The organism is Psychrobacter sp. UBA6739, from assembly GCF_002453835.1.
In the GTDB taxonomy this organism is placed as follows: Bacteria; Pseudomonadota; Gammaproteobacteria; order Pseudomonadales; family Moraxellaceae; genus Psychrobacter; species Psychrobacter immobilis_A.
Genome location: NZ_DKHR01000051.1, coordinates 1 through 16,818, shown reverse-complemented (window position 1 = coordinate 16,818; position 16,818 = coordinate 1). Strand labels below are relative to the sequence as shown.

General features: G+C 43.2%; 16 protein-coding genes and 1 pseudogene. 9 read left to right on the top strand and 8 right to left on the bottom strand.

Annotation, left to right across the window (positions count from 1 at the left end; translation table 11 throughout):
* Nucleotides 1-55 precede the first annotated feature (55 nt).
* From B2575_RS13610 to B2575_RS10665, 5 genes are all read left to right on the top strand, one after another.
* Complete coding sequence (locus B2575_RS13610) at nucleotides 56-1,273, top strand: tellurite resistance TerB C-terminal domain-containing protein (RefSeq protein ID WP_414707435.1); 1,218 nt, start codon at nucleotides 56-58, stop codon at nucleotides 1,271-1,273.
* Nucleotides 1,274-1,321: 48 nt separating this feature from the next.
* Nucleotides 1,322-2,644: an ATP-binding protein gene (locus B2575_RS10680; RefSeq protein ID WP_296241940.1), complete on the top strand. Its 1,323-nt coding sequence runs from the start codon at nucleotides 1,322-1,324 to the stop codon at nucleotides 2,642-2,644.
* Between the two features lie 28 nt (nucleotides 2,645-2,672).
* Entirely contained in the window at nucleotides 2,673-5,027 is a 2,355-nt protein-coding gene (locus tag B2575_RS10675) for a DEAD/DEAH box helicase (RefSeq protein ID WP_296241938.1), read from the top strand.
* Nucleotides 5,028-5,343: 316 nt separating this feature from the next.
* Nucleotides 5,344-6,591 (top strand): NAD(P)/FAD-dependent oxidoreductase, encoded by a 1,248-nt coding sequence (locus tag B2575_RS10670; protein WP_109590201.1) that lies wholly within the window; start codon nucleotides 5,344-5,346, stop codon nucleotides 6,589-6,591.
* A gap of 59 nt (nucleotides 6,592-6,650) precedes the next feature.
* Nucleotides 6,651-6,989 carry a RidA family protein gene (locus tag B2575_RS10665; protein WP_045452271.1) on the top strand — a complete coding sequence of 113 codons (339 nt, stop codon included), beginning with the start codon at nucleotides 6,651-6,653 and terminating at the stop codon, nucleotides 6,987-6,989.
* Nucleotides 6,990-7,142: 153 nt separating this feature from the next.
* On the opposite strand, the gene B2575_RS10660 is transcribed toward B2575_RS10665, so the two are convergent.
* Nucleotides 7,143-7,955 carry an enoyl-CoA hydratase gene (locus B2575_RS10660; RefSeq protein WP_296241935.1) on the bottom strand — a complete coding sequence of 271 codons (813 nt, stop codon included), beginning with the start codon at nucleotides 7,953-7,955 and terminating at the stop codon, nucleotides 7,143-7,145.
* 191 nt (nucleotides 7,956-8,146) lie between these two features.
* Nucleotides 8,147-8,647, bottom strand: a complete 501-nt coding sequence (locus B2575_RS10655; RefSeq protein ID WP_055124259.1) for a lactoylglutathione lyase family protein — start codon at nucleotides 8,645-8,647, stop codon at nucleotides 8,147-8,149.
* Between the two features lie 107 nt (nucleotides 8,648-8,754).
* Here B2575_RS10655 and B2575_RS10650 point away from each other — a divergent pair, with 107 nt between their 5' ends.
* Nucleotides 8,755-9,624: a LysR family transcriptional regulator gene (locus tag B2575_RS10650; protein ID WP_296241933.1), complete on the top strand. Its 870-nt coding sequence runs from the start codon at nucleotides 8,755-8,757 to the stop codon at nucleotides 9,622-9,624.
* Nucleotides 9,625-9,712: 88 nt separating this feature from the next.
* On the opposite strand, the gene B2575_RS10645 is transcribed toward B2575_RS10650, so the two are convergent.
* Both B2575_RS10645 and B2575_RS10640 read right to left on the bottom strand, forming a co-directional pair.
* On the bottom strand, nucleotides 9,713-10,849 hold the full coding sequence (locus B2575_RS10645; RefSeq protein WP_296241931.1) for a glycerate kinase: 1,137 nt from the start codon (nucleotides 10,847-10,849) through the stop codon (nucleotides 9,713-9,715).
* Between the two features lie 20 nt (nucleotides 10,850-10,869).
* On the bottom strand, nucleotides 10,870-12,228 hold the full coding sequence (locus tag B2575_RS10640; protein WP_296241930.1) for a GntP family permease: 1,359 nt from the start codon (nucleotides 12,226-12,228) through the stop codon (nucleotides 10,870-10,872).
* Nucleotides 12,229-12,454: 226 nt separating this feature from the next.
* Between B2575_RS10640 and cobT the strand changes: the two genes are divergently transcribed.
* Genes cobT through B2575_RS10625 form a run of 3 tightly spaced genes read left to right on the top strand, consistent with a single transcriptional unit; the run spans nucleotide 12,455 to nucleotide 14,965 of the window.
* Nucleotides 12,455-13,507 carry a nicotinate-nucleotide--dimethylbenzimidazole phosphoribosyltransferase gene (gene cobT / locus B2575_RS10635; RefSeq protein ID WP_296241929.1) on the top strand — a complete coding sequence of 351 codons (1,053 nt, stop codon included), beginning with the start codon at nucleotides 12,455-12,457 and terminating at the stop codon, nucleotides 13,505-13,507.
* Nucleotides 13,507-14,382: an adenosylcobinamide-GDP ribazoletransferase gene (gene cobS / locus B2575_RS10630; protein ID WP_296241927.1), complete on the top strand. Its 876-nt coding sequence runs from the start codon at nucleotides 13,507-13,509 to the stop codon at nucleotides 14,380-14,382. The genes cobT and cobS overlap by 1 nt, the downstream gene beginning before the upstream one ends.
* A 31-nt stretch (nucleotides 14,383-14,413) precedes the next feature.
* Nucleotides 14,414-14,965 carry a histidine phosphatase family protein gene (locus tag B2575_RS10625; RefSeq protein ID WP_296241926.1) on the top strand — a complete coding sequence of 184 codons (552 nt, stop codon included), beginning with the start codon at nucleotides 14,414-14,416 and terminating at the stop codon, nucleotides 14,963-14,965.
* Between the two features lie 77 nt (nucleotides 14,966-15,042).
* On the opposite strand, the gene B2575_RS10620 is transcribed toward B2575_RS10625, so the two are convergent.
* The 4 genes and pseudogenes from B2575_RS10620 to rpsF form a co-directional block, all read right to left on the bottom strand.
* On the bottom strand, nucleotides 15,043-15,291 hold the full coding sequence (locus B2575_RS10620; RefSeq protein WP_055124252.1) for a hypothetical protein: 249 nt from the start codon (nucleotides 15,289-15,291) through the stop codon (nucleotides 15,043-15,045).
* Between the two features lie 270 nt (nucleotides 15,292-15,561).
* Nucleotides 15,562-16,072: pseudogene (gene rplI, locus B2575_RS10615) on the bottom strand (50S ribosomal protein L9).
* Between the two features lie 26 nt (nucleotides 16,073-16,098).
* Complete coding sequence (gene rpsR / locus B2575_RS10610; RefSeq protein ID WP_010198808.1) at nucleotides 16,099-16,329, bottom strand: 30S ribosomal protein S18; 231 nt, start codon at nucleotides 16,327-16,329, stop codon at nucleotides 16,099-16,101.
* Nucleotides 16,330-16,345: 16 nt separating this feature from the next.
* Nucleotides 16,346-16,750: a 30S ribosomal protein S6 gene (gene rpsF, locus B2575_RS10605; protein WP_193012851.1), complete on the bottom strand. Its 405-nt coding sequence runs from the start codon at nucleotides 16,748-16,750 to the stop codon at nucleotides 16,346-16,348.
* Nucleotides 16,751-16,818: the final 68 nt, after the last annotated feature.

The following is a 16,818-nucleotide window of genomic DNA, read 5'->3' as shown; positions in this document are numbered from 1 at the left end:
TTACAGTCGTTATTTGGGCAAGGAAGGGAGCTCGGCTGATGATATTGCCGCTATTATGTTACTGCCAAAACCCTTACTTCATAACAGTCGTCACCCTGTCATTGAAAAATTTAAGATATGGGCTGAGTCTGTTATAGAAAACAATGAAGGGCTGACAACGACTAAAGAGTTATGGGTATATTTGGATGAACCATTGCCACAGACAGCTAGCAAAGCGCTGAGTAAAAAGCAAAATGAGCTGATTATTGATTTGGTAGAGCTTGCTGGTTTTGGTGTTGCTCCAGACCAACGTTATCATCAGACGCGCTTGCAATCGGATGGTTATGCCGTACTATTTTCTGGCGGTCATAGTACGCATTATGAAGATTTTGAACCGAGCTCGTCGTTCTATCAGGTCAGCCTAGCTATGAGATTAGGGGCAATGGTAGCGACTATTAATGGTTATGTTGATAAAAGGGAAGTGGATACACTATTGACGCTGCTCAATCAAGACAGTCAACTGACCACTATTGAAAAAGAATCGCTGACTGCTTATTTGCTATGGCAGTTAAATACCCCAGCAAATATGGCAGGTCTAAAAGCGACATTGGCTGATCTTGACGCGCAATATATTGGCTTTATCAGCCGTTTTATCATTACTGTTGCTTTAGCGAATGGCAATATTGAACCCAGTCAAATCAAACAAATCGAAAAATTATATCAAGCTTTAGGTCTGGATAAAACGATGGTGACTAGTGATATTCATCAGCTAACGACGAATAAAAAAGTAAACATAGGCATAAAAAATGAGCCCGAAACCAAAGATAATAGCAGCAAAAGTAGCCGTTCATTTAGTTTTGATGCTGAACTGTTGGCGCTACATGAACGTGAGACTGCAGTGGCTAAAGCGATGCTAAGTAAGATCTTTGCTGTAGAAGATGAAGAAAGCGAAGATGATATAAAAGATAGTGTACTATTAAAAATAAGCAGTAAGACGGCGACTGAGCATCAGAGTAACGTGCCTGTTAACAAGCATAGTTCAGGTAATGAGGCGGTCATAAAGGGACTAGATCGTAGTCACAGCCAACTGTATCAAGAGCTTATTAGTGCCGAAGTATGGCAACGTGAAGCCGTCAACGAATTATGCGAATCGTTAAATCTAATGATAAATGGCGCTATCGAAACCATTAACGACTGGGCATACGATAAAGTTGATGCACCCGTATTAGAAGATGATGATGAAGTGGTCGTTGATTTTGAGATTGTCGACGAGTTAAAAGCGTTGAATTCATAGCACATAAAAATTAGCACACTAAAAATAGTGGATTAAAAAGGAATAAAGATGAGTGGTAAAAAAATTAGAGCCAAAGAACGCGACGCGATTATCCAGTCGCTCAAGGCTGGCGTTACCCCCAAAGTTGGTATTCAGCATATCCAAGTGGGACGTATTAATGAGCTCAAAGCTTTGATAGATGATATTGAACGTGTGGCTGATGGCGGTTCTGCGTTTCGGCTGATTATTGGGGAATATGGGTCGGGCAAGACTTTCTTTTTGAGCGTGGTTCGCGCCATTGCACTTGAGCGTAAATTGGTCACGGTGAATGCGGATTTATCGCCTGACAGACGCATTCAAGCATCGTCAGGCCAAGCGAGGAATTTATATTCTGAGCTGATGCGTAACTTATCGACGCGCAATAAGCCTGATGGCAATGGGCTTGCTAGTGTGGTTGAGCGTTTTATTACCGAAGCACGAAAACAAGCGGACAGTAGCGGAGAGGCTATCAGTGACGTTATCCAGCAAAATTTAGCTGAATTGACTGAGTTGGTAGGTGGTTATGATTTTGCAAAAGTCATTGAAGCTTATTGGCAAGGGCACGAAGAAGGTAATGACGAGTTAAAAGCCAACGCTATTCGCTGGTTACGTGCAGAATACGCTACTAAGACTGATGCCAGACGCGACTTAGGTGTGCGCACTATTATTTCCGACTCATCCTTTTATGACTCTTTAAAAATCATGAGTTTATTCGTCCGTCAAGCTGGTTATCAAGGATTGCTCGTTAATTTGGACGAGATGGTCAATCTATACAAGCTTAACAGCACTCAAGCGCGCCAAGGTAACTATGAGCAAATATTGCGTATCTTAAATGATTGTTTGCAAGGTACAGCTGAGCATTTAGGGTTTTTATTAGGGGGTACGCCTGAGTTTTTACTCGATCCGCGCAAAGGCTTATACAGCTACGATGCTTTGCAAACTCGCTTAGCGGACAACAGCTTTGCCAAGCAGGCAGGGGTAATTGATTATTCTTCTCCAGCGTTACATTTGGCTAGCCTAACGCCAGAGGAGCTGTATATTTTGCTAAAAAACCTACGTCATGTTTATGCAGGCGGCGATGAGTCTGCATATCTAGTGCCTGATGAATCACTACAAGCTTTCTTGCAACACTGTAGCCAAACGATTGGCGATGCTTACTTCAGAACGCCACGTAATACCATCAAGGCATTTTTAGATATGCTAGCTGTCATCGACCAAAATCCTACTATCTCATGGAATCATCTGATTCAATCCGTAGCTATCGACCCTGAAACACCTTCAGATATGGACATCGATATGAGCGACCTTAGTGACATGGATGAAGATGATGGACTAGCAGACTTTAGCTTATAAGACGAATGCCTACTTTGAGAGATTTAATTTGAGAGATGCCCATACTGAGCTTGATAAGCGTATACAACGCTGGATATTTGACCAAGGCTGGCATGGACTCCGGGAAGTACAAGCCAAAGCCATTGCGCCCATTTTATCAGGGCAAACGGATGTGCTTATTAGTGCGGCAACCGCTGCGGGTAAAACAGAAGCTTTCTTTTTGCCTGCCTGTAGCGCTATCGCTCATCAAGACAAGGGCGTTGGTATTCTTTATATCAGTCCGTTAAAAGCTTTGATTAATGACCAGTATCGACGCTTGCAAAGTCTAGCAGAGCTGCTCGATATGCAAGTGACGCCTTGGCATGGTGACAGTGCGCTAGCTAAAAAGAAGCAACAGAAAAAGTCGCCATCGGGTATTATTTTGATTACCCCTGAATCGCTTGAGTCTCTACTAATACGAGATGCAGGCTGGGTGAAACAAGCTTTTGGCGAGCTCAAATATATTGTCATTGACGAGTTTCATGCCTTCTTGGGTAGCGAGCGTGGTCAGCATCTATTGTCACTTTTGACCCGTCTTGAGCATGTAGCTGGACGGCTAGACGCGCCTATTCCACGAGTGGCATTAAGTGCAACTTTGGGCGATATAGAAACTGTGCCTTTATCACTACGCCCCAATAATTCTTTACCTTGTGTCATTATTAAGGATACTGAATCGACTTCCAACGTCAAAGTTCAGCTAAAAGGTTATGTAGACCCTAACCAAGTAATGCACAAGCTTCAAAGCAATGGGTCTAAGAGCTATTATGATAATAATGACATTGATGAGAGCTATATAGCTATTGATTCGAAAAGCGAAAGTGCTCAGATTAGTGAGTTTAAGGATGATAATTCTCTAATTCATAGTTATCAGCTTGCTCATGATGCTCAATCACAAATATGCACGGATTTATATCGCTTCTGCCGTGGCGGTAATCATCTTATATTCGCCAATAGCCTTAAGCGTACTGAACTCATAGCTGCATTGCTAAGTGATGAGTGTGAGCATAATATCGTTCCCAATGAGTTTTTCCCCCACCACGGCTCGTTAGCAAAAGAATTAAGAGAAGGTTTAGAGCAGCGTTTGCAAAAAGAGGATTTGCCGACTACCGCCGTCTGTACCATGACTTTAGAGCTAGGTATAGATATTGGTAAAGTTGATTCTGTCGTACAAGTGACAGCTCCGCATTCAGTTTCAAGCTTACGGCAACGGCTTGGGCGCTCGGGTAGGCGCGGTGGTTCGTCAGTGCTGCGTATGCTTATCACCGAAAAGCAAATCGATGTCGATACCAGTTTGGTGGATAGACTGAGACTACAGCTTATACAGTCATTAGCAATGATAAGACTGCTTATCGCTAGCAGATGGTTTGAGCCTGCCGATACGTCGCTCTATCACTTCTCAACGCTCCTTCATCAAGTGCTCGCGACTATCGGTCAATGGGGTGGTATCCGTGCCGACCAAATTTATAATTTGCTATGTAGACAAGGACCTTTTCAAAAGATAACGCCTACTCACTTTAAATCCTTATTATCACAAATGGGCGCGATGCAACTGATTACTCAGCTTGGCAATCAGCAATTGGTATTAGGGATAGTAGGCGAGCGTATCGTTGGTCATTATACTTTTTATGCGGTGTTTAAAACGCCAGAGGAATATCGTCTTGTGGCTGGTAGTAAAACACTAGGCACATTACCCGTCACTACTTTGCTGCTACCCGAACAATACATCATCTTTGCGGGTATACGCTGGCAAGTCAAAGATATCGATATGGATAAAAAGGTCATTTATGTGGTTGCTGTCCAAGGCGGCGGTCAGCCTCCAAAATTTGATGGCGGCGGAGATATGTCGATACACGACCGAGTCCGTCAAGAGATGTATGACATATTAACTACAGGTGACTATCGTATTTCAGTCGGCGATAAAAAAGTCGATTTTGCTGATAAAACGGCGCGTGAATTGTTTACAGAAAGCATTGAGACTTTTGATAGGTGTCAATTGCGTCATCGGCCAATAATAGATCAAGACGGTAATACTTATATTTTTACATGGCGCGGAGACAAAGTCGTTCATACCCTAGCAGCTTTGCTTATGCAGCATGATTTCTCTACTGAGGTATATGCAGGAGTTATCTGTGTTCATAAAGTCAATTCGGTTCAGGTTATTAGGTTTTTGAGAGATTTAGCCTCCAATAATATGCCGTCTGCGACTGAGCTTGCCGAAAACGTACCCAACAAGATGATTGAGAAATTTGATGAATATTTGCCTGAGGATTTATTAAATCTTGGCTATGGTGCAAAGGCTTTTGATACTGATGGTCTCAGTGACTGGTTGCAGCTATTATTTGAAAGAGAAGTTGACTACAAATAAAATTTTGGAAGCTACGCAACGCACCACCTTTTTGTAAAATATGTTTATTACTTCAATAGCGTTTCTAAATAACCGACTAGAATTACCTATATTCATTTTAGAAAGAATAATTTAAAGACAAAACCTTCGTTAACTTATTAAATTATTCCTATCAAAAATACCTTTTCAAAAACCCTATAACCAAAAGTATTTAATAGCAAAAATATTTATGAGATTGGGGTTTAATATTCAGCTCAATGCGTTACTATTACCACCTTATTCCGTTAGACCCTCATATTTGATACTTTGTATTAACACCATAAGAAAAGGATAGGTTATGCGCTATGAAGTGATCGTTATCGGTGCAGGTATGGTTGGCACGTCAGTCGCGTGGCATTTACAAAAAAATAATTCAAAAGTACTGATGTTAGACAAGAAGTTGCCAGGGTCAGAGACCTCGTATGGCAATGCAGGATTGATTCAGCGCGAAGCCATTCATACCCATCCTTTTCCTCGTCAACTGACTGAGATGATCCGAGTATTGCCGAACCAAGGTACTGATATTCGCTATCGTATCCCAGCAATTTTGCGTTACCATCAAGCGCTGCTACAGTACTGGAAATACTCTACGCCCGCTTCGGTCAAAAAAATAGAATCAGAATGGCAGACACTGATCGCGCATTGTACCAGTGAGCATCAGACAATGATTTCAGCATCTGGTGCTGACGAACTAATCACTCGTGACGGCTGGTTGCAATTGCATCGCTCGGAAGAAACGTTTAAAGAAGCACAAGCATCAGCCATTGATGCGCGCAATCAAGGCGTTGAGCATAACGTACTAAACCTTGAAGCGCTAAAAGCCATGGAGCCTAGCGCTAATTTTGAAGGTTTCGTTGGTGCGATTCATTGGAAAAACTCTTGGCAAGTATCGAACCCAAGCTCGCTAGTAAAAGCCTATGCGAAAAACTTCCAAGAGATGGGCGGTACAATTAAAGAGAGCGATGTAAAAGAAATCGTACAAGACGGTGAAGGTTGGAAAATCATTACTGATAATGACACTTATTATAGTGACAAATTGGTCATCGCAGCAGGTCCATGGTCGAACGATTTGATCAAGCCACTTGGCTATAATCTGCCATTGTTCCCAATGCGTGGCTATCATCAGCATTTCAAAGTAACAGAAAAAAATACCATCAATCACAGTATGTTTGATATGGACAAAGGCTTTGTGATGGGCCCAATGCAGCAGGGTATCCGTATCACGACCGGTGCTGAGATGACCACGATGGATGCACCAAAGAACTTTGGTCAATTAAAAACGGTTCTGAAGCTGGCTCGCAAAATCTTACCATTAGAAGATGCGGTTGAGAGCGAAGCATGGGCAGGATCGCGTCCTTGTATGCCTGATATGAAGCCAGTTATTGGTCCTGCAGACAAGCATGAAAAACTATGGTTTGCCTTTGGTCACAGTCATCAAGGCTTTACTTTAGGGCCTATGACAGGGCGTCTGGTTGAAGAGATGATTCATGACAAGCCATTATTAGTAGATGTTGCGCCATTCAGTGCCCAGCGTTTTTCTAATTAACAGCGTATTTGCCAGATTTAGCACAGACTTAAATTAATAAATTGAAGGTATATAACATGATAAAGAAGCTGCATAGCAATCAACGTATGAGCAAAACTGTAATTCATAACCAGACTATCTATTTATGTGGTCAGGTAGGTAATGCAGAAGACGATATCAAAGCGCAAACATTGACTTGTTTGGAAAAAATCCAAACCTTGCTAGAAGAAGTGGGTAGTGACAAATCAAAGCTACTATCAGTAACGGTTTGGATCAAAGATATGGCAGACTTTGCTGCTATGAATGAAGTCTATGACAATTTTTTTGAAGGCATTCAGCCACCAGCACGTGCTTGTGGCGAGTCAGCCCTAGCACGCCCTGAGCTATTGGTTGAGATGATAGCTATCGCTGCTGAGTAATAGATTGCCCGTAGTATCCGTATTAAATAAAAAAGGCCATGATAGCAATATCATGGCCTTTTTCGTGCTTGGTACATAATCTGGCTCGAATGCTATTATGGACGGTTAATAAAAAAATAACAGTAGCTAAGTAGGTGGCAGCCACAGCTGTAGTTAACATCCTTTCCATACCGCTTGGCGCTTTTCAATAAAGGCGTCAATACCTTCACTCACATCGCCTGCCATCATATTACAAGTCATCACTTCACTGGCATAGCCATAAGCATCTTCGACGCTCATATTCAATTGCTTATAAAACATATCTTTGCCAGTTCTTACCGCTACCGGAGATTTGGCGGTGATAGCTGTGATTAAAGACTGTAAGACTTGTTCTAATTGCTCTGCTGGGGCTACTCGATTGATCAATCCATATTGCAAGGCAGTATGTGCATCGATAAACTCACCAGTAATCAGCATCTCAAACGCTTGCTTACGAGGTAGGTTGCGACTGACAGCAACGGCAGGCGTGGAGCAAAAAAGCCCAACGTTTATCCCTGAAGTGGCAAATTTGGCTTCATCAGCGGCAACGGCCAAATCACAGGCGGCGACCAGTTGGCACCCTGCTGCTGTGGCAATGCCTTGCACTTTTGCAATCACGACTTGCGGCATACGATTAATAGTGAGCATCATGTGACTGCATTGTTGGAATAGGGCGCGCTGAAAGGCTTCATCTGAATGTGCGCGCATCTCTTTTAGATTGTGACCGGCACAAAACGCTTTACCATTTGCTGCAATGACGACTACACGGATATTGTCATCTTGAGCGATACTGTCCAGTTCCGCTTGTAGCGCAGAGAGTAGCTCAACGGATAAGGCATTGAATTGCTTTGGTCGGTTTAAGGTGAGGGTGACCACGCCACTTTTTCTATCGTCTTTTCTAATAACGAGAAAGTCGTCCATGGCTAAGGCAACGTCAGAGTTTGTCATTTATCATCCTTGATAATGGGTTATGTCGTTTGGTAGATGCTATGTATAGCTACCTAAATAGTAGCATGGCTTACCTCTTATATAATAGGTTGCTCATGTAGAAAGCAGACAAATAAAAATAGCGATCTCATATTCTGAGGTCGCTATTTGTTTATCAGTCAGATACAAGCCAAGGCTGTATTAAGCTGTATTTAGTATGCGCCTTCGCTATAAATAAGCTCGTAGCTGTGGCTGTATATCTCGACGATATTACCAAACGGGTCTTCCATATAAATCATGCGGTAAGGTTTTTCACCAGGGTAATAGTAGCGTGGTTTTTCCATACGCTTTTTACCACCTGCTGCAACGATGCGCTCAGCCAACTCTTCAACATTTGGATCTTGAACGCAGAAGTGAAAGATACCTGTCTTCCAATACTCAAAGTTGTTTTCAGGGTTTTCTTGATTTTTAAATTCAAAAATCTCAACACCGATACGGTCACCAGTAGATAGGTGAGCAATACGGAAGCTGCCCCAACCTGAACCGAATACTTCAGTACACATCTCACCAATCGGGCTATTATCTTCAACAATCTCAGTTGGTTCCATGATGGTGTACCAACCCATTACTTCAGTATAAAATTTTACGGCGGCTTCTAGGTCGGGAACTGAAAGGCCAATGTGCGAAAAACTCCTTGGATAAACGTTGTTCATAGCTTTTGCTCCTGTTAGTTGTACTCTTATTTAACGTGAGGCCAGTATACAAACATACGATTATTATGTAAAATTATCAAATATTATATAAATAATTATGTATCGTAATGATAAATATTACATGGTTGCGCACTTTTTGTGCGCTTGCCGAGTTCGGGCACTTTACTCGTACGGCTGAACGCTTACACATGACCCAATCTGGCGTGAGTCAGCACATACGCAAGCTAGAAGATCAGTTGGATACAGACTTACTGATTCGTCAAGGAAAGCAGTTTTCACTGACCAATGCAGGTGAGCAGCTCTATAAAGAAGCAGGCGAGATATTGCAGCGCTTATCAAATCTGGAGCAGCGCATCGGTGAAGATCCTCCTTATGAAGGATTGGTACGTTTGATGTCGCCTGGTAGTGTGGGACTCAAGCTATATCCGCAGCTTTTGACCTTACAACAGCAGCATCCAAAGCTAGTGATTGATTATCGCTTTGCTCCAAATTCTGATATAGAGAAGGCGCTTGCCAATCATGAGATTGACATTGGTTTTATGACGGATGTCTCAGATGAGGAGACAGTCAGTTGTAAGTCTATGGCTCAAGAAGCGCTAATATTAGTAACACCTGCAACTACGGTGGAGCCGAGCTGGGAGCATCTCACCGAGCTTGGTTTTATTGATCATCCAGATGGTGCACATCATGCAGGTATGCTACTGACTGCCAATTATGAACAATTCCAGCATATCAATGACTTTGAGAAAAAAGGCTTTTCTAATCAGATTGGTTTAATTTTAGAGCCAGTCAGTAGGGGTATAGGCTTTACCGTGCTACCTGCACATGCAGTGGCTGCTTATCCAAAGCCTGAGCTTATTAACAGTCATCATCTACCAGTTGCCGTTAGCGAGACGCTATATCTTGCGGTAAGACGACGGCATGCACTCTCTAATAGAATGTATACTGTCATTGATGAAGTAAAAAAATGGTTATAGATATTTTGAGAATGAATGATAAATGCACAGCTATCAAAGGTTAAATAGCTGTACATTTAATAGAAGCCGCTTATTTAATAGACTATCATTATTTCAAGTTTTGCCCAAGTTTGATACTCGCAGCGATATTTACAGCCGTGGTTTCAATATTGTCATAAGCCTGACTCAGTACGTTTTCGATGGTATCTACTTTTTGAATGCTAGGCATAACAATATTGAACTGGCTGGTTTGCGCAGGTTTGAGTCCGTCAACACTGCCGCAGATAGCGATAACAGGTGTATGGCTAGCCTTGGCGATTTGACTGATACCACCTGCCACTTTACCCATGGCTGTCTGCGCATCAAGCTTACCTTCGCCAGTGATAACGAGATCAGCCTCTGCGATATGCTGCGATAAATGAGCCACCTCAGCAACTGTGTCAAAGCCTGATTTTAGCTGAGCTTGAAAGAACGTCATCATCGCGTAGCCAAGACCACCAGCTGCTCCAGCGCCTTCGACATGTTGGCAGTCCTCATAACCGTGATGACCGCACATGGTGGCAAAGTGACTGAGTGCTTTATCTAAAGCTTTTACTTGCTCTGGACAAGCGCCTTTTTGTGGACCAAATACTGCGCTCGCACCCAAAAGACCACATAATGGATTGGTCACATCACAAGCGACTTCAAATACTGTGTCTAATACCTTTGCATGAAGATTTATATTATCAAGCCTATGTAGGCTAGCAAGTGCGCCACCACCATGAGTGAGTAGAGTGTCATTGATATCGTGAAATGTGATGCCTAATGCCATTAGCATGCCAAGACCTGCATCATTGGTTGCGCTACCACCTAGACCAATAACGATACGTTTAGCCCCTTCTTCTAACGCATCAGCAATCAGCTCGCCGACACCGTAACTGCTAGCAATGACAGGATTGCGTTCATCGCTTGTCAGTAGATGTAATCCGCACGCTTGAGCAACTTCGATGACAGCCGTAGCGTCGGGCAATAACAAATACTTTGCCGTTATCGGTCTCATCAGTGGATCATTGACAACCACTTCTTTCCAGCGTCCACCCAATACATAAGACAGTACCGCAGATGTGCCTTCGCCGCCATCAGCCATCGGCAATAGCTTATAATCAGCCTCTGGAAACACTTGACTGAAGCCAGATTGAATGGCGCGGCAAACATCCAATGCGTCTAAGCTTTCTTTAAATGAGTCGGGAGCAATTAAAATTTTCATGAATGTCTCTTTGAATCTCTTTAAATAAATACCAAGGTTAATAACCAGATAAAGACGATGCTGGTCACGCCTTGAATACCCGTTGCCATAGAATGGGCTTTGTAAGCCTGCGCCACACTCATACGACTAAACTGACTGACAATCCAAAAAAAGCTGTCATTGGCGTGCGAGATAGTCATGGCACCTGCACCAATGGCCATCACACAGAATACGCGACCAAGCTCACTGTCGAGACCAATTTGATCCAATAACGGCGCGATCATCGCAGAGGTGGTGACCAAGGCGACTGTGGTTGATCCTTGTGCCGTTTTTAGAGCAGCAGAGACAATGAATGGCATAAAAATACCAAGCCCTAACGCAGATAGCGTTGTGCCCAAATAGTCACCAATAGGTGTTACTTTTAGCATGGCACCAAATGCACCACCTGCGCCAGTAATCAATAGGATAGGCGCTGCCACAACCAAACCTTGCGCTATGCTGTCGCTAATTTGCTGTGTTTTTTGCTCAGTGTTAATTAGCAAGAAAGACAAGAATAAACCAATCAGCAATGCCGTGAGTGGATTGCCGATAAACACTAAAATATCTGTCAACGTGCCACTGCCAAATGGCGCACTTGGGAAGTTCGCAACAGACGATAAGCAAATCAATACGATAGGGACAATAATAGGCAAAAACGCCATTGTTGCTGACGGCATGCTGCTATAGTCGTCGCGTGTTTTCATGTTTTCAGGCAAAGTCGCTGCTGGCGCATCCAGTGCGTCGATATTGTCGGGAGCGACATTCAAGAAGCGATTAGACCACCACCAGCCAGCCAATACAGCAACCGCTGTCACCACCACACCAACCATGATGACCAAACCTAAATTGGACTCTAGTCCTAAGTTACCTGCTGCGGCAATTGGACCTGGGGTTGGTGGTACAAAGGTATGGGTTGCGTATAAGCCTGTCGCTAAGGCAATGCTCATCGCCACACTGGATACGTGTAAACGCTCGGCCAATGTTTCTTTTAATGAATTTAAAATAATATAGCCAGAGTCACAGAATACTGGCACTGAAACCACAGCACCAACGATAGACATGGTCAAAGTAGGGAAGCGAGGTCCCAAAACTTTGATGACCGTTTCTGCCATTACAATGGCGGCACCTGTTTTTTCAAGGATTAGCCCGATGATAGTACCGAAGACAATAACCAGACCGATGTAACCTAAAATACCGCCAAAGCCATCAGAAATGGTTTTAGCAACAGTATTAAGCGGCACTTGGTAAAATAGCGCTACTAAAAAGGCTGATAATATCAATACTAAAAAAGGATGCCACTTTAACTTTGCTGTGGCAAAAATAATAAAAAGAATGGTCAGCACAAGCCAAAATACGATCATTACTGTCTCTACATGTAGGGTTGATAGCGATAATTGTGGATGCTGCTACTGAGCTATTATTTCATTAATAGCAGCATCAATAGGTATATGGATTTTTAAAGGGGCATATTCTATAGTAAATCCAAGCTGCTAGGGAATCTATTCGGCTCATATTTGATTTTATTCATGGTAAAGCTTAGATACTCTGCTAGTATGTGCTTTTTGCTTCACACGTACCATTATCAGGATGCCTACCTTGACCATATTTACTGCGCCTACTATAGCCAATATAGAAAATGATGAATTACGTCTGCAGCTACAGCAGATTATAGACCTAAAAACCAAGCCGCTGGGCGCGCTTGGGCGAATAGAGGCACTCGCTGTGCAGTTGGGCATGATTCAAGGAACGATCACACCGCATATTGAGCAAGCGCAAATACGAGTGTTTGCGGCAGACCATGGTTTGACTAAGCATGGTACATCAGCGTTTCCTAGTGCTGTCACTGCGCAAATGGTTCATAACTTTTTGCAAGGTGGTGCCGCCATCAACGTATTGGCACGCCAGCATAATATTGAGTTAAAGGTTGTTGACGCTGGGGTGGATGCCGACTTTGCTCCTCATCCAAAATTGCTAGATTATAAAGTTCGCTATGGTAGCCGAGACGCGCTAACAGAGCCTGCGATGACAGAAATAGAATGTTTAGCAGCGCTAGAAAACGGCATGAAAGTCGTCAAGAATCTGGCGGGTAATCTGTTGATTGTTGGTGAAATGGGTATAGGCAATACTTCAGCAGCGAGTCTTTTGCTCGCAAGACTGGGCGACTTGTCTATTGCTGATTGTATCGGTCGCGGCACAGGGCTTGACGATGCAGGATTAGAGCATAAGACGGATATTTTGACGCAAGTATTAGAGCGTCATCAACAGGCACAAGCACCGTTTGATGTACTCGCTGCATTGGGCGGGCTTGAGATTGCCATGATGGCGGGTGCGCTGATTCAGGCTGCTAGTGAACGGCGTATTCTCCTGATTGACGGTTTTATTGCCAGTAGCGCATTATTGGTGGCTGAACGCCTAGCACCCGGTGTTGCTCAATACGCGATTTTTGCTCATCATTCTGTTGAGCCGGGGCACGCGCATTTATTGAAATCACTAAATGCTGAGCCTTTACTTAATATGGGCATGCGCTTAGGCGAGGGTAGCGGGGCTGCGCTCGCGTATCCATTGTTGCAATCCGCTTGCGCCATTATCAATGAGATGGCAAGTTTTAGTGACGCTGGTATCAGTGAGCAAAACAACTGATGTCACAATCATTAAACAAACCATCAAATCAGCTAGAGCCATCAAAACCGTCTTTGCCTAGACGAACCCTTGTTCAATTGATAAAGCATGAATGGATCTTGTTACTGGTCGCCATTCAATTTTTAACAAGATTACCAGTACCGCCATTTAAACATTATAATCCGCAATGGTTGCATCAGAGTAGCCGCCATTTCCCCGCAGTCGGTTTACTGGTTGGCTTACTCTGTGCTGGCGTGTTTTGGCTGGGCAGTCTGTTATTTACGCCCCTAGTTGCTGCAGTGCTGAGCACAGCTTTTGGAATTAAGCTCACTGGCGCTTTTCATGAAGATGGTCTTGCGGATAGCTGTGATGGTCTAGGCGGTGGTCTGACTCGCGAGCGCACACTGACTATTATGAAAGACTCGCGCCTAGGTACTTATGGTGTATTAGGTTTGGTGTCGGCGCTATTACTCAAAATTAGCTTACTTGCCTCGATGCCCATACCGATAGCTGTCATCGCGCTTATCATAGGACATACCGCGTCGCGTTTACTTTGCATTAGCCTGCTGTCTTTACTGCCTTATGGTGGAGAGATAGAACACGCAAAAGCCAAACCGATGGCGCAGCAGTTGACGCCAATACAAGGGCTATATAGCAGTGGCTGGCTAATAGTGGCTATTATTTTAGTCGCACTTATATTTCCCAATACGATGCAGCAGATTGGAATGGGTCAATGGTTGTTAGCCATGATACTGGCGCTGATAGCCACTGACTATATGCGACGTTTATTGCGCAGGCGCTTGGATGGTTACACGGGCGATGGGCTCGGTGCGACGCAGCAGCTTAGTGAAATTGCTATTTATATCGGACTGGCTGCTTCTATACCCTTTATTTAAATCAAATCGTCAACAAGGACCATACTCATTCATGATTCTCTATATTTGGCGTCATCCCAAACCGATGAATACTGAAGGAATTTGTATTGGACAAACTGATATCGGCGTCGATAAACGTAAGTTGAAACGTCTTGCCAATAAAATCGAGCGCTTTGTGCGTTTGCATCAATTACCAAAAATAATTTGGGTCAGCCCCTTACAACGTTCACTAAAAGTCGGGCAAATATTAGCGCAACGTGGTTTTGAGTGTCGCGTCGCGCCTGAATTGGCTGAGATTCATTTTGGCGAATGGGATGGATGTCGGTGGGCGCAAATCACTAAGCAAGAGATTGATGAGTGGTGTCATAATTTTGCCCATTTTGCCCCCAGTCATGGAGAGAGCTTACAGCAGCTATTTGAGCGTGTTGAAGGTTGGTTGGTTAAGGTTTCAGCTGAACAAAAAGATAGCCCAGTATTAGTCATCGGTCATGCAGGCTGGATAAATGCAGCCAAGATAATAGCTGCTGACCAAGAAGTGCCGAAAACAGCCGCTGAGTGGCCGCGCTCTGTCGCATATCTGTCCTGTAATCGTATTGATATTTAATTAAAAAAACGGCCATTATGTTGACCGTTCTTAAATTTTGAATGCTTTTGAGTGCTTTTGAATAGTTCAGGAGGCTGCTAGCTTTCAGCTTGTAGCTCATCGATCTTTTCAAAGTAAGCTCTCTCGTTTTCTGCTAAGCCTAGGTTCGAATCAAAGCTCACATAAATGCCTCTATCATCCAGTGTTGCATACCAGTGGTCTGCATCATTATCGGTTAGGATTTGAAAGTATTTATTATTAACGATTCTACCCACCTTATAAATTTCACCTTCGCTATAAAAATGATTGCCTTGGGTGCAGCGTAATTTGTCGTCAGTATTTATCATGTCATTGCAGCCTATCGTTATCTAAATAAAATCTATCAATTAAATACAACGAGCATATCAACTCAAGTGACAATAATAAAGATGACTTTATAGGTAGTATCTTATTGTTAAGTATAGGCTTTCCAAGCTATTTATTACAAATAGTTGCTAGAATATATCACTGTTCAAGATACCTGATAAAATCATCAATTAAGCGCGATAGCAAAACGCAAAAAAGCCAGCAACATGACGTTACTGGCTTTTTTAGACTAGATCTAGATATTCAAAAAATTACTCTTCTGAATAATCTTCGTTCTCGTCTTCAACTTCTGTTGCTGACTCTTCGTTGTCGCCATCTTCAGAAAGAATGGTAACTAGAATAGTAGCGGTAACGTCATGATGTAGCTGAATATCAACATTGTATTCGCCAACTTGACGTAAAGTGCCTTCAGGAAGCTTGATTTCAGCACGGTCTACTTCTAGACCTGAGTTAGTCAATGCTTCAGCAATATCGCGAGTACCGATAGAGCCGAATAGTTTGCCTTCGTCGCCTGATTTAGCACGCATGATGACATTAACGTCAGTTAGCGCATCAGCACGTTCTTGAGCAACAGCTACTTCTTTCGCTTCTTCAGCTTCAAGCTCNNGCACGACGTGCTTCGAACTTTTCAATGTTAGCTGCAGTAGCAGGTAGTGCTTTACCCAAAGGGATAAGAAAGTTACGTCCGTAACCTGGTTTCACATCGACAGTTTCACCGAGTTTACCAAGGTTGACGATACGCTGTAACAAAATAATTTGCATGAGTCATTCCTAGTTAAAGTTAACGGTTAACCCTGATGGTTATCAGTGTATGGAAGTAGCGATAAATAACGAGCTTGCTTGATAGCAGTCGCTAGTTGACGCTGATATTTAGTAGATGTACCGGTAATGCGGCTTGGTACGATTTTACCATTATCACTGATGTACTGTTTTAGCAATTCAACATCTTTATAATCGATGTGAGTGATGCCTTCAGCAGTGAAACGGCAGAATTTGCGACGGCGATAGAAACGTGCCATGAGTATTCTCCTTTAATTAGTCTTCACTGTTGTCGTTGTCGTCATTATCGTTTTCACGACTGTCTGGACGACGAGTAGTTGCTTTGCGTGCGCGTTTTTCATCGGCATTCTTGGCTAACTGCGACTCTTCAGTGACAGCGTCGTCACGGCGCATAACTAGACTACGAATGATCGCGTCGTTATAACGGAATAATTCTTCAAGTTCAGCCAAAGTTTCACCGTCAGTTTCAATGTTGAAAAGAACGTAATGAGCTTTATGAATCTTGTTAATTGGGTAAGCCAGTTGACGACGACCCCAATCTTCTAGACGATGGATTGTGCCGTTGTTGTCTTGAACCAACTTGATATAGCGTTCAACCATGCCGACCACTTGGTCGCTTTGGTCTGGGTGTACAAGTAACACCAGTTCGTAATGTCGCATTATGACTCCTTACGGATTAGTAGCTATTAACCCTATGTTAATAGCAAGGAGATTTATAAGGTAAGCCC